We start from the raw sequence: 14397 nt of genomic DNA on the forward strand, positions 1-14397 counted from the left end.
CTTTATTTCGCTTGCTGGATAGGAGACCGAGTACCAATTAATACGGTACCGCTCTCTTTAAATGAAAGGGCTTCTTTACGTTTCGCCGAGATTAATAATGCACCGTCATCATAGAACAAAAAGTTTTTCCAGTTACGTTTAAATGTGCCCCAATTTGTTTCAATCATATTAAAGCGTTCATAACAAAAATAAACTTTACTGTTATCATCCCAAGTTAAATGCGCGAGCACTTCTTCAGGTAATTCATTACTATCATCATTGTCCCAAGCTTGCTGCCAGTCGACTTCTTGCAACCAAGTATTTTGGTCGTGTGGCCAGTCGCCTTTACTGAACTGATCGGTAAAGTTACATTGCGAGCTAATAAGTTGGCTCCATAATTGACCGGCCCTTGCTTTGCTAAAGGGCTTGATATTAGCTAAATCATCCGCATTAACTGGTAACGACGAATGATTAAATATCCATTTTCGAGAATAAGATTCAAGTTCTATATAATTCATTAATGACACTGGTTATAAGTAAAATTATTTCCAGTTTACAACATTATTAACCTTGGTGGTATCAATTACTAAGCGGACCCCAATTAAACGAGTGTAGTGTTATTATAAAATATCCTAGTGGTGTTATTATAAAATATCCAATAAAATGCAAGGCGTTGTTTAAACAACCAATTGGTTAACTTAAGGTACTTAAAGATGTTTCAACCGAGCCAATTTCAGCCGCAGTGGTGGATTCGTAATGCGCATTTACAAACAATGCTGCCGACGATTAGCCGCCGAAATCTGACGTTTCCGACAATTAGTGAAAGATTAGAACTTGAAGATGGTGATTTTCTTGATCTTGCTTGGACTGCTCTACCAACAGTAGAAAGTAATAAACCGATTGTTATTATTTTTCATGGTCTTGAAGGCTCTGTGGAGTCGCCTTATGTCAAAGGGATCATGCATGCGGTCAGTGCGGCTGGCTGGATTGGTTTAGTCATGCACTTTCGTGGTTGTAGTGAAGAATCAAATCGTTTATTACGGGCTTATCATTCTGGTGATACAAGCGATGCAAGTTATGTCATTGGTTTGATTGCTAAGCGCTACCCTCATGCTCCGTTATTTGCTGTCGGGTATTCGCTCGGAGGTAGTGTGTTAACGCATTATTTGGCGCAAACAGGTAAGCAATCTCAATTATTAGCAGCATCTGTTGTATCTGCACCATTATTGTTAGCTGAAAGTGCAGAGCGGATTAAAAAAGGTTTTTCTAAAGCGTACCAACGACGATTGATTAAACGTCTGCAGGCCAGTGTAGTACGTAAATTCGAACATTTGGATATGTGCACAGCGTTGAATTTGACGACCAAGCAAGTCAAAAAATTAAATACGTTTGTTGAATTTGATGATCGTGTGACAGCGCCGCTACATGGTTTTAAAGATGCTCTGGATTATTATCGACAATGCAGCAGTTTGCAGTTTTTACACAAGATCCAAACGCCTACATTATTTATTCATGCCGAAGATGATCCATTTTTAACTAAAAAAGTGATCCCAGAGCTAAAAGATATGTCGGCAAATATATTATTCGAATTAAGTCGCTATGGCGGGCACGTCGGTTTTGTATATGGCTCAATTTTAAATCCAAAATATTGGCTGGAAGAACGAATACCCAATTGGTTTAGTGAATTTACTAAAGATAAAAATAGCAATTCCAAATAGTTAACCCTATTTAATTCACCTATTTTTAATGGTTGCGACTTTTTGTAACACTATTAGAGCGCTTAGCGTGGCTGCTTGAAGATTTGGGGGTTCATGGTGTATTTTCTAGTTACTGTGATAAATGGAAACGGCAGCGACGATTGATTATTCCTGCATTTTCTTACAACACATTGGCAAACTTTGTTCCTGACTTCAAATAATTACCCATCAATTTACAAACGACTATCGACAAAAGTAGCAACGGGCACTGCGCCGCTTATTTCTGCAGCGCGTTTAGCTATCATCGCAGGTAAGGTTGTTATTTAAGTTAATCAAAATCCCCATTAAATTATCTGAGTTAATGGGGTTCATGTTTATTTTATTTCACGATTAAGACAGGGCAGTGAGAATGGCGAGTCACAGATTCTGCGACACTGCCAATTAGGATATGCTCTAATCCAGTACGACCATGACTTGCTATAACGATCATATCACAATCAAAATCAACAGCAGCTTGCGTAATCTCCGTTGCTGGGTGTCCCTCTAATACAGCAGTATGTAGCGGTATGCTTGGCTTAATATCAATGGTTAATTCATCGAGTTTTTCTTGCGTTATCTTTAGCATGTGTTCGTGAATATCATTTGGGGTGATGGCAAGAACCTGAAAGCTATCAAAGCCATGGATCTCATTAATCACACTGACTAAATGCAAGGTAGCATCATATTTTAATGCCATTTCTGCCGCATAGCTTATTGCTTTATTCGCTATATCTGAAAAGTCGGTTGGGCAAAGAATATTGTTAATGGTCATGATGAGGCTCCTAGTTAAGATGGGACTAACGAAATAGTCGTGAAATACACTATTAAATATACTCACTTGGGGCTAGTAAACTGTTACTTAGATCATAAAATATCACTTAAATATTTTGCGATGACCATTTCAGTATAGGACAAGAATATTTCAGTATAAAACAAGTGCATTTAAGTTTGAAAAGAGTAATGGGCTAGCTAATCATTACTAGCCCTCATTGTAAGGAGCTGACTATTATTGGACTGTTAGAATTGCATGGCCATTTCATCTGCAGCACTATCATGTAAATTGTTTTTTAGGTTATCGATAAATTCGATACTCACTTTGCGATCTCGTGGATATTGAATAAGATCTCCTAGATCAGAACTGGCTAATTCTGCACCAAAAGAGTGTACTTGGATATTGCTCTCGTTTACCCCTAACGAGATAAGCTGATCATGAACTGCTACTGCTCTTTGCTGTGCTAAATTAATGTTCAGTTCTTCTTGTCCGCTTGGGTCCGCGTGACCAGATAGAACGATGCTTATTGTTGGGTTTTCTATTAAGTAATCTGCTATTTGTGTTAACCGTGCTTGATTCGTTATATCAATCACGCTTTGATTGACCGCAAAGAGTAGGTCTAACTGTAATGCATCCAATACCAATTGTTGGTTTAACTCGTCTGTTTCTGCTATTTTCTGGATCTGTTGGTCCAAAATTAATACATCTTGCTGCAGCTGATTATTCTGCAATTCACTTGCCAATAGATTCTCTGTTATCTGTTGGTTTTCTGAAATAAGCTGATCAGATTCAATTGATTTGTCCCAGGTATTATTAATCCAATCTCCGGCTGCAACACCGAGTACTAAGCCAATTGGACCACCTGCAATGGTGCCGACGATTATGGTGGATGAAAATACACCTGCTTTTTCCCATGCTGTTAGAGGTTCTTGTTCTGCAGCATTTGCTGAGATGCTCGTGAATGCCATTGACGTAATAAGTAATGTTTTTGCGAAGGTCGATTTTTTCATGGTCAGTTTCCTTTTGATTAAGACTGCTTAACAAGCTATGACTCTATTAAAGCAACCAATAAAGGCTTTTTACTGCCAACAAAATGACAAGTTAGGTATCAATAATGACGAAAAATGACAATGTTCGAAAGGGTTATACCCAAGTTACTTTAACTATACATGTGCGAAAAGAATTAGATTAACGTCAATACAAAGTACTATTTTGATATCTGTGTGAGATTAAACGCGCATTAACTGTTTTCGATATCGCGTTATTTGTTATTTTAATGAAGTTATATTTAAGGGGTCAGGTCATTATTGGATGGTGCTATGGAGGGTTATACATTGAAAGTTTTTTTCAGCAGCGTTATGGCGGGGTTGCTATCTGGTTGTGCTACGTCTGTGGATGATTTATTGCTACATGATAATTTATCGTTTCGAAATATAAATGAGCAACCGTTAGTCAGTGGCGATAAAAAGCTCGATATCCAATATCTCGGTGTCGGGGGGTACTTATTTCAATATGGCTACGATAGCATTATGACTGCACCTTCGTTTACCAATCCGGGCTTAATTAATGTGTCTTTGCCATTACCGATTGAATCAGACTATGCTCTCATTGATGAATTATTACCTGTAGAGGCAAAGCAAGCCGAATTTATTTTAGTCGGTCACGCGCACTATGATCATTTGATGGATGTGCCTTATATTATGCAACAGCATATGCCGACGACAACCGCTGTTGGTTCAACGACGATGACGAATATTGTTACTGCCGTTATCGCTGATGAGCGTTTATTTGATATTACGGATTATGCTGCAGAAGGTGAACAACCGGGTAGGTGGATATATAACCGTAATAACACCATTCGTTTTATGCCTATAAAATCAGATCATGCACCACATTTCATGGGTATTAAAGTGATGTCTGGTACCTATGAAGACGCATTAACGGAATTACCCAGTACTGCTTATGGTTGGAAGGAGGGGCAAACCTATGCCTATGTCATCGACTTTTTAGATAGTCAACAGCAGCCAGCCTATCGTATCCATTATCAAGATGCGGCAAGCAACTCTCCGGACGGGTTAATGCCTGTGATGAATGATACTAAAGCGGTCGATATGGCCATTTTATGTGTTGCTGCATTTCATCAAGTGGATGATTATCCCGAGGCTATTTTGCAACAGACACAGCCAAATACAATTGTGCTAGGGCACTGGGAAGACTTCTTTGATAACAACAGTTTTGATAATCAGAATAAACCGGTTAAAGGTGTGCGGATGACCAATATCGATGATTTTATTCAGCGGGTTGATGCGGTAAAGAAGGTAGGAGCTAGAGCGATATTACCAACACCCTTTTCTTTTTTTTAATAACAGTATTTTTTAATAAAAGTATTGGTAATTGATTTACCTCGATAGAGGTGCTTGCGTTACCTTACACTTGCTTACACTTTATTATACGGGCTTAAATTTGCTTACAATACTTTTAGTTTAATTACACTATTATCATGTGAAGTTAGTTTAATCCATATATTTTGGTCATTTATCTCCTCATGAAAAAAAATAATAAAGTACTTCATACTCTGGCTGAGCATTTAACAATAGGAGCAAGGATTGCATTAAGATGCCGGGATGTGGGCTGTAGTCATTATGACATTGCGAAATGCTGTAATGTGACGGAACGCACAGTTTATAACTGGTGTAAAAGCAAGAGCATACCAGAGTTAAGATATATTCCATCCCTTTGTTTTATCCTTCACTCACAGATCTCTTGGTTGGTTACAGGACGTATGGATAAATACCAATGGGTTGATGAGTTTCCTATTGGTTTTTTTGATTTTCTTGTTTCTATTCGTAATGTCAATTTAGCTATTGAAAAACGTGGCGACGTTCTCCGTAGTGTGTTTGAAATGGCGATGACATTACATTTTAGTATCAATAATAGCGCCCATAAAAAGCACAATTTTAATTGCTTTGTGGATAAAGAGCCAACGCATAAAGTACATAAATTTAAGTGTTTTATGAATAGAGTAACGACAAATAGTCCATTTCATCATGTGGAAGAAGTTAAACATGAGGTGCAAGAAAATCTAACTTTTAGTGGTCGCTTTAATATACGAAAATTGGAATTAGGGTTATCAAATAAAGGCATCTCATTATTTTGTGGCGTTTCTGAAAAAACAGTCTACAACTGGGGAAAAGGAAAGTCCTTACCAACAATTATGCAATTTCCTGCATTATGTTCCATTTTAGATGCTGATATGAGTTGGTTGGTCACAGGCTGCTGTGATCTTCCACAGTGGATAGGTATGACTCCTACCGAATTAAAGGTAATGCTGGATAATTTAAATCGCTTACCGAGCCGAACGGTCAATCAAATATATCTATCTGTATCCGTAATTGTTCATGAGCTTGATACTATTAATTAGTTATATGATATAACTGTTTTGTATAGTCATGGAAATAGTAACGTAAACACTTAGGTGTATGTTTATAATGGATTTATTATATGAAGAAATGTCTCTTCATATAGACTATTCGAATGGAATAGGATTTCAATATAAAATGAAAAATGGCGGAAACAGACGCCCGAAATGGTAATTTAAATTTTACTTATCTAATTTATAAGGTAATGTCTTTACTAGCTTGTCGCTAACCCTAAAGTAGTTAAATTAAAAGTGGAGGTTGTTCGAATAATGTATATATCAAAGAATGAAGTTAATATTGCAAAGAATGAAGTTAATATTGGTTATATTAACATCAACCTCAACAGTGGGTTGATAAAGCACCAAAAACCAAATTTTAAAATTGAACGTGTGGGTAAAAGAGAACTAAATGCCTTAAATATTCTACTTCATAATGAGAACGATGTTGTGAGTAAAATGACCTTGATTGATTCAGTCTGGAAAGATCGTGTTGTAACAGAAAGTTCTTTAAATGTTGCAATATTCAACTTAAGGAAACTACTTGATAAATATGATGAAAATAATCACTACAGTTTAGTCAATGTAAGTGGTTATGGCTATGGTTTATACAGTAATACTCTTAGCTAAATATATCTTCAATATACCTTCAATATACCTTCAATATTCAGTGAAACTAGATTGATAACTATCATTTCATGGAGGTTATTAATCTGTGACGTACATTACTTAATATTCTAATTTAATAAATTAATAATTTAAATATTATTAATTTTAAATTCAAAGTCTGAAGTCTAATTAAGTAAATTAGTAATTATAGAGTTATCTCTTATGTGCTTATACGTATTGTAATTTATAAATTACAGATTTATTTTACGTGAAATAATATGGCCATTTATTGTTTTATTATTAAATAATTATAAGTTTGTTAAATGTAGATTTATTATGATTATGGATATTAAATAAGGTTATAATTAACTTTATTTAATATTGATGTTATGTTTTATGATGGTAATTAATCGTATTGATAGCGCCGACTATATATCTCGAAGAGGTTGTGATGAAAATTTATTTTTGTGATGTAAAGGAAGCATACTGCCTGATATTTCATCATTATATTATTAGAAGTGCTTTTCAAGCGATTGTAGATGTTGATGGGAATATTATTGGGTATGAAGCTTTAGCTCGAATATGTTTAAGAGATAGTGGGCTAGTAGTTCGACCTGATGTATTTTTTTCGATTTTGAAAAATAATGATGAATCACAAGATTTATTATTTTTAATTAATCGTTTACATTTATGTAGTTATCGCTCATCTAAATTTTTTAAAAAATATCATAAAATATTTCTCAATTTGACGCCAGATTTTTTTGAACGCTTATCTGACTTCCCTCGAATTATTGTGAATGTAAATAAGATGCTTAAAGAGTTTGATATTCCTTTAACTAATGTTGTCGCTGAAGTGACAGAGAGCAGTGCTGTTTGTGAAGGTAAGTTGGCTCGTGGTGCAAAGTTGATATCGGAATATGGTTACATTCTAGCACTTGATGACTACGGTGATGAAGCGTCTGATTTTGAACGTTATAAGATGTGTCACCCTGAAATCGTAAAAATTAGTCGAGATTTCTTTCTATCTCATAAGGCAAGTGGCTCTTATATAAACTTTAAAGCTCTTATTGATGCATTTAAAGGATATGGCTCAAAAGTGTTAGTTGAGGGGGTTGAATTACAAGATGATCACAAAGTATTGTTATCATTGGGTGTTGATTATTTTCAAGGATTTTTCTTTCATAAGCCAGAATGTGTTTCCCCCTGTGTTTTGGTAAAGGGAGCTGTATTTCATTGATATAATTAACGAATGGAATAATGTCTTTCGATTAGATTACGTTCAGTATTTTATTCAAAAGATTAACTCCATTGGTCGCAAATAATGATGAGGAAGTTGTACTCATATACTGGTTAATCCGATGAGTTCTAATATGTAAAACAATGAGTATGAAGTGCAGATTAGAGTGATAGTTAAGTAAATTGATGATAGTGATTTTGGCTGGGTTTTATAGTCATATTGCTATATAGGTTTTCATCACGTTAGAATTTGCTCCTACCCATATTGGTAAGCGAGGTGTGCTTCAAATTGTTGGCCCTGGATGTTTTCTAAGCTGAAAGGTTTACAATAGAGAAACCCTTGGCAAAGACAATCCAGCTTTGCAATTTGATCGTGCTGGTAATCAGATTCGATTCCTTCAAAGATCAAATTCTTAAATGAATTTTTAGATACAAAATGATATAAAGCTGAAACGATTGAATGATTATTCATATGTTTATAAATAAATGTTCTATCAATTTTAACTCTATCCCAACGTAATACATGCAATGCATCAATAGGTATTTCTTCAGACATAAAGTTATCCAACCATAGCTCATGACCTTGTGATTTTAGTATACGAATCGATCTCTTTGCACTGTCGGTTATTGTGTTACTTTTAAAGTTACAGATTTCAAATGCAAATCGAACTTTACTTAAAGAAACTACTTCTTTAACAAATACACTGTCAGATAATAAACTGAATGGACAATTTATTGATGCTATAATTCGTTCCGAATTTAATTTGTATTCACACATATTTAATTCTTCAATTTGTATTAGAATTAACTCTTTTACAAAGTCATCTGATATAGTTTTAAAAAATTCTTCTGTGTTGATATTTTTTTTAGAGTTGTGATTGAAACTGGTTGTTACTTCTAGTGCAAATACCTGCTTGTTTTTTGGGTTGATAATTGATTGAGCAAGTAAAGTAAAATCTGCAGAGGAATTGTTATTAATGTTTTTTATGGTAACAGAGTTATGATTCTGTATTTTTATATAAGACATAACCGACTCCTGAAAAGTTTTTTATTATAATATTGCTTGATACAGACTTTATAAATTGTCTTAAATTATGAACCGTTACATTTAATGAACTATCGGTCACTATTCGGTTAGACCAGACTGCTTTTACGATTAACTCTTTTTCTATTATATTGGCAGGGCTTTTAAGTAAAAAGTCGAGTAATAATAATTCTCTTTTACCTAGTTTTTTATATGTTGATATATCTAACTTATTGTCGACGTCACAATACAAACCTGAACGTAGGTTTAGTTCGACATTACCAATCTGCATACACCTTGTAGTCACCGTTTCACAATAGTTCATAATTATCCTTATAGGTGTGCAAGACACCCTGTCATGTTATTTAGGATCATTTTATAGAAATTAAAAGAATAATCATTACTAAATAATTATATTTTTATTAAATAACGATGTTTATTGATAAGTAATAGTGAACATGCGTACATATAAATGTTTAAGCATTCACGTATTCACATACTTACACACGTTTTTTTCACGTATTTACGTATGATTGTTTACATGTTTACGTATATCCATTTACTTACTTGCGTGTTTACATATGGTTGTTTACATGTCCGCCTGTGGTTATTTATTAAGTGGTTTTGTTTAATTAATTAATAATTAATTAAGTTGTATAGATAGGAGTTAGTAGTGAGAGCTTATTATTGTAAGGAATCGATTATCCGTAGTGCACTAAGCATTAACGTGCACACCCTAAGGGTATGAAGGTGCAGACATTACAGTTACTGCATTTATTGCAATTTTTTTTAAACATTGCTGATACCCGCTAAATACTAGAGTTATATTTTATTAATTAAATACCAATTTAAAAAATGTAATGATTATTTTATTAAGAAATTTAGATTCATATGCAGGAGGGTGTATATGAGTACCAGTGTATAAAACAGTGAGCATGGGAGCTGAATTAGTACTTATTCCTGATTACACGCTGAATAACTGAATAACACGAGTTAGGCACTGACATTTTATAGGCTAATCAATGTACATTTGCAGTTAGAAAAATGACAACGTGTCCATTCGGGCATGTTCAACCATTTGACTGTATTCCGTTGTTGTGGCTGGAGCCACTAGAGGATACTTATTTTAGTTTCGCTAAATGGAGTTAGCAACAATGACTAAGAAGACAATTTCTAACAATATCTCTCTACTTTCTGTATCCGTGGCATTAGCACTGACAGCAGGTACCGCTCAAGCGAGTTTAGGTAACTTAGGTACAACGTTTGGCTTATCACCTGTTGATATTGCTTCTGCACAGTCTTTTTCTTTATTTAATTCACAGTCATCAGCGGCATATTACAATCCATCAGCACTCGCTGTGACGGATCAAGGCGAGATGTATGTTGGTTTATTATCAGCCACTCCGGACATTACTGCTGGCGATCAAATATTTGATGAAGCAACGCAGCCGATACTCTCGGGTATGAATGTTAATATAACCAATCTTTTTAATTTTTCTTACCCCATTTATTTTGGTCTGATTGCTGGTATCGAAAATTATGGTACTGAAATGATGGCGTTTAGTTCGGCAACATCAGAGACTGGTCAGTTAGTCAATTATGGTGAGAAGCCATTATTTGTTGCTGCATCGGGTTCAATTCAAATTATGCCTGGCTTAACCATTGGTGGTGGTGCGCAAGTATCATTGCATGCTGATGCTGATATGAGTCTAGAAAGTGAGTTGGATGGTACCGCGTCAGGTAATGAACGTGTCGCGGTTGCAGCTGAGCCTGCTATTACCCCTATTGCAGGAATTACCTTGGATTTAGGACGCATGGCATGTGGCAGTGATAAGAGTTGTGCGGGTAATGGTATTGCGTTTGCAGCCGCTTTTCGTGGTGAAAGTTACGGTCAAGCAAATATTAAAGCGGCCGCAACAATAACCCAAACGGTATCCGATTTACCCATCAATCTATTAACATATGATGCATACCAGCCAGACATTATTTCTGCAGGTGTACGTATTAAAGCAGGAATAGTCAGTTTAGCGTTCAGTGCTGAGCAGCAAAATTGGTCAGGTTTGAATGACTTGATGTTAGAAGACACAGTAAAGGATCAAGCGAGTGTTGGCTTTGAAGATATCATTATTCCACGCGCAGGTATCGAGCTAAATTTTAACGATACATTTAAATTAATGGCGGGTGCCAGTTATGAAAAATCCCCGCTAGATACAGATGAAGCAACGTTGGATGTGAATTATTTAAGCGCCGACAAATTAGTGGTTGGTGCTGGTTTTTCTTATTTCCATAAAGGTACTAGTTTAACGGCTTATCCTTGGCAGATTGATTTTGCGTATCAACTACAAGTACTTGATCCAACAGACCACACTATCTCACATCATGATAATGCAAACACTTCTTCAGTTGAGTTAGAAGGCACAGTGTCAACTATTTCACTTTCATTCGCGACTAAATTTTAAGGGGGCTTTATGAAAACAGTTAACTTTCGTTTAAATTCTTTTTTTAGCTCTTTTGTGAAGGGGGGCCTCGTTGCCTCGGCCGTCATGCTTGCTGGTTGTGGACTTGAACCACAAGATAATGAAAAAGTGAAAGAACCAATTTTAACGGCAGAAGAAAGCCGGGATGAATTAGCAAAACGTCGTGCTAAAAGTTTATTTGATGCACATGAATTCTATTCATACCCATCGAATGGTCAAGGTGATGTCGCGGTTAATACCTCTGTACTGTTATCATTTTCTCATCCATTAGATAGCTTTTCGACACAAGATTTTAGCTTAATAGACAGTAATGGTAATGTGGTTGAAGTGGCCTCGGTCGAAGTGACTGAAGGTAGTTTTGCGACAGATCCTGAAAACCCAAAAGCGAATGGTTTGGCATTTAAGCCAAAACGCGCACTTAAAACGGGCGAACAGTATACCGTTATTTATGAAATAGGCTTGATTAATGAAGCTGAGGGTAATAAAGAATTAACCGTAGAAAGAACGGTGCAAGATCCATTGACGTTCACGACTCGATTAGGTAAAGATTCAGCTAATTTTGCATTGGATACTAACGGTTTTTATCCAACGGATGACTTGCCCTTTACGACGTTTACATCATTACGTCTCCGCATGACCAACGAAATTGATATTAAAACCTTGATCACTGGTGACTCATTTAAATTCCAAAAAATCGGTTCGACAGAGCAAGTTTCCGGTGATTTAATTGCCAAAGGCCGTTATATCACATTCGATCCTACGGTTGATCTTGATGCTGATGCGACGTATGAATTAATCGTCAGTAGTGATGTTAAAGATAAGGTAGGGAATAGCTTTGCGGGTCTAGAAAAAACATTTACGGTATTAGATTCGGGCGACCATGCATTTAAACCAATGAATGTGACCTTGAATAATGGTTATCAGGAGTCACCTTATTCTGGTGAACTCATTAATGCGGTAACCATTAAATCAGTATTGATTGGTACTAATGACACCACTTATGTTGATTCTGATCTAATTACTGAACTCGCTAATTTGGGTAATTTCGATGAGTCTGCACCCCTTGTAATCCGTAAAGGTTCTATTTTAAATAGTTCTAACCTGACGGTTAAAGTGGGGGGGGAATTTCCAACGGGTTTCGATACCGGTAATATTCGCATGACTAATATTTCTGATGCGACGGGTTATTTAATTAATAATACCAGTTCAGATAATAAGTATGCGCCAAAACAATTACATCTATTTATGGATGTCGCGATGACCACCGATGGTTATCTTGAAAATGGCAAGCTTAATGGTAAAGCTAATGGCGGATTAAGCCAGAATATTATGCATCTTGAATTGATGGGGGCCGTCAGAACGGAAGGTCCAACGATGATCATTGATGCTATCAGTGAAATTGATTTGAAAATTTTAGGTGTTGATAATGCACATGCGCAAGTCTCATTCCATATGGAGTCGTATACTGAAGTTGAGACCCCGCCCGCCGCTTTTGATGCTCTCTCTCCGGTATTTCATTCCACTTACCCTAATGTGAACACAGCTCATTTTAGTTTAGGTGACAATGTAACAATTACCTATAACGAACCGCTAGATTTAGCATCATTACAGAATCTTATTCTTAAAGATGAAAATGGTAGTACTGTGGAAACATTTATTTCACAGGATGGGGCTTCCATTATTATTGACCCTACAGAGAATTTAATCCCTTTAACGGATTATACCGTCAATGGTGTAATTAAAGATCTGGCGGGTAATAGTACCTATGTAATGCAAAGTTTTTCTACTCCAAATAAAGAGCAGGGGACAGAATTTGAAGAACATGACGAGGTTACGGCTCGCTATACAGCACCCATGGTCGAAGGTATGGTGCCGGGTTATTCATGCGCCTTTGAAGATACTGATTTAGGCCTTGATATTGCGGGTCGTTGTGCTGGTGGTTTAACGACAGATCAAAAGTTAAATATATTTAGCCTACAAGAAGACCGCGGTATTTTTGTAGCGTTCAGTCAGCAGATGGATGAAGCTAGTATACGTCTAGGTGAAGCATGTAATACCGGTTCGTTCCGTGTCGAAATTGTTGAACCTAATGGGTCTGGTAACTGTATCGAAACTGTACCTGGAGTGCTTAATTATGAGAATAAAATATTAACTTTCTCGCCAAGCGATAACTGGCAGGATCAAGGTTCCAACGTATATCGTTATTCTTTAATTTCTGCGGAAGGTGAAACCAAAGGTAGCGTTGATTGTTCAACGGGTGAGGTATTGTGTAGTGCGCAAGGTTATCCTTTACAAACAACCTTGTTAAAGCCTGATAGCCATGAAGATCTTGGCGGTCCAGATATGTTAATGCCATTTCGCGCTGCGCCTGCTGATAACTTAGTGTTTAACCCATTAATGATGCCAACAACCGATACCAACCGTGATTACCGTTGGGATGAGATAAAGGAAGAAGTTGTCAGTGGTAATTTTGCTAAATTATCTCTATTAGAGACTGGTGGTGCATTAATTAGAGCTACTGTAGGTTGTGAGTTAGATCAAACTTGCAGTGATGATTATGCTAAAACTCATATTAGTGGTTTTATGCCGACGGAAGTAGGTGAATACGATGTTGAAAATAACCGAATTCCAGTGAAAGTCCATGCTGAGCAATTGATATCTTCAAATGTAAACGTTGCAGCCATGCTTGGTTTCTTTAACATTGGTCTTATTGAATCTGAAGTACCAACTGGCACTATGATTATGCGTCCTAAGTATTCGGTTGTGAATGGTAAAACAGAAGTTCCAACGGGTTATATTATTTGGAATGAAGAAGAGAACAGACTTAATTTCAAAATTGATTTAGATATCTATATGGATAATCCATTTATGAGTGTATTAGGTGGTTTAGTTACACATAACCTGCACAGTTATCCTTTGGAAAATGTTCATCTACAAGGGCCGCTAACATTTTTAGATGATGGCCGTATGAATATTGAGTTAAGCAATTTAGAACAGATAAAATTGGATGTTGTTCTAAACCTTAGTGGGTTTAATTCAGAAAGTGGAATTGCGAGGATGACGCTGGCTATTGCACCGGGTGATATGTCATTACAGCAAATATCACAACCGATGAAATAGTTATCTATATCAGTTAGGTAAAGTGAATA

Annotated in this window: 12 protein-coding genes; 7 read left to right on the forward strand and 5 right to left on the reverse strand. The window is 36.2% G+C overall.

Annotation, left to right across the window (positions count from 1 at the left end):
* Positions 1-2 precede the first annotated feature (2 nt).
* Positions 3-497, reverse strand: a complete 495-nt coding sequence (locus HWV02_RS04405) for a DUF2947 domain-containing protein (RefSeq protein WP_211674244.1) — start codon at positions 495-497, stop codon at positions 3-5.
* A gap of 195 nt (positions 498-692) precedes the next feature.
* Here HWV02_RS04405 and HWV02_RS04410 point away from each other — a divergent pair, with 195 nt between their 5' ends.
* Positions 693-1697, forward strand: coding sequence for a hydrolase (locus HWV02_RS04410; RefSeq protein ID WP_211689802.1), 1005 nt, complete (start codon positions 693-695; stop codon positions 1695-1697).
* Positions 1698-2055: 358 nt separating this feature from the next.
* Here the strand turns inward: HWV02_RS04410 and HWV02_RS04415 are convergent, their stop codons facing one another.
* Together HWV02_RS04415 and HWV02_RS04420 are read right to left on the reverse strand one after the other, a co-directional pair.
* Complete coding sequence (locus tag HWV02_RS04415) at positions 2056-2487, reverse strand: universal stress protein (RefSeq protein ID WP_211678624.1); 432 nt, start codon at positions 2485-2487, stop codon at positions 2056-2058.
* Between the two features lie 245 nt (positions 2488-2732).
* The gene (locus HWV02_RS04420; RefSeq protein ID WP_211678625.1) at positions 2733-3497 is read right to left on the reverse strand and encodes an OmpA family protein; all 765 of its coding nucleotides are present in this window, start codon (positions 3495-3497) and stop codon (positions 2733-2735) included.
* Between the two features lie 324 nt (positions 3498-3821).
* On the opposite strand from HWV02_RS04420, the gene HWV02_RS04425 reads away from it, so the two are divergent.
* From HWV02_RS04425 to HWV02_RS04440, 4 genes are all read left to right on the forward strand, one after another.
* On the forward strand, positions 3822-4850 hold the full coding sequence (locus HWV02_RS04425) for a hypothetical protein (RefSeq protein WP_255550595.1): 1029 nt from the start codon (positions 3822-3824) through the stop codon (positions 4848-4850).
* A gap of 182 nt (positions 4851-5032) precedes the next feature.
* Entirely contained in the window at positions 5033-5908 is an 876-nt protein-coding gene (locus HWV02_RS04430; RefSeq protein ID WP_211689804.1) for an XRE family transcriptional regulator, read from the forward strand.
* Between the two features lie 267 nt (positions 5909-6175).
* Complete coding sequence (locus HWV02_RS04435) at positions 6176-6532, forward strand: winged helix-turn-helix domain-containing protein (RefSeq protein ID WP_211689805.1); 357 nt, start codon at positions 6176-6178, stop codon at positions 6530-6532.
* Between the two features lie 430 nt (positions 6533-6962).
* A complete protein-coding gene (locus tag HWV02_RS04440) occupies positions 6963-7748 on the forward strand; it encodes an EAL domain-containing protein (protein ID WP_211678629.1) in 786 nt (261 codons plus the stop codon).
* A gap of 255 nt (positions 7749-8003) precedes the next feature.
* Here HWV02_RS04440 and HWV02_RS04445 read toward each other — a convergent pair whose 3' ends face one another.
* Positions 8004-8774 carry an EAL domain-containing protein gene (locus HWV02_RS04445; RefSeq protein ID WP_211689806.1) on the reverse strand — a complete coding sequence of 257 codons (771 nt, stop codon included), beginning with the start codon at positions 8772-8774 and terminating at the stop codon, positions 8004-8006.
* Positions 8746-9096: a helix-turn-helix domain-containing protein gene (locus HWV02_RS22970; RefSeq protein WP_211678633.1), complete on the reverse strand. Its 351-nt coding sequence runs from the start codon at positions 9094-9096 to the stop codon at positions 8746-8748. The genes HWV02_RS04445 and HWV02_RS22970 overlap by 29 nt, the downstream gene beginning before the upstream one ends.
* An 829-nt stretch (positions 9097-9925) precedes the next feature.
* On the opposite strand from HWV02_RS22970, the gene HWV02_RS04455 reads away from it, so the two are divergent.
* Together HWV02_RS04455 and HWV02_RS04460 are read left to right on the forward strand one after the other, a co-directional pair.
* Positions 9926-11230: an OmpP1/FadL family transporter gene (locus HWV02_RS04455; protein WP_255550596.1), complete on the forward strand. Its 1305-nt coding sequence runs from the start codon at positions 9926-9928 to the stop codon at positions 11228-11230.
* Between the two features lie 9 nt (positions 11231-11239).
* Entirely contained in the window at positions 11240-14368 is a 3129-nt protein-coding gene (locus tag HWV02_RS04460) for an Ig-like domain-containing protein (protein WP_211689808.1), read from the forward strand.
* Positions 14369-14397 lie beyond the last annotated feature (29 nt).

Source organism: Moritella sp. 28 (assembly GCF_018219435.1).
Lineage (GTDB): Bacteria > Pseudomonadota > Gammaproteobacteria > Enterobacterales > Moritellaceae > Moritella.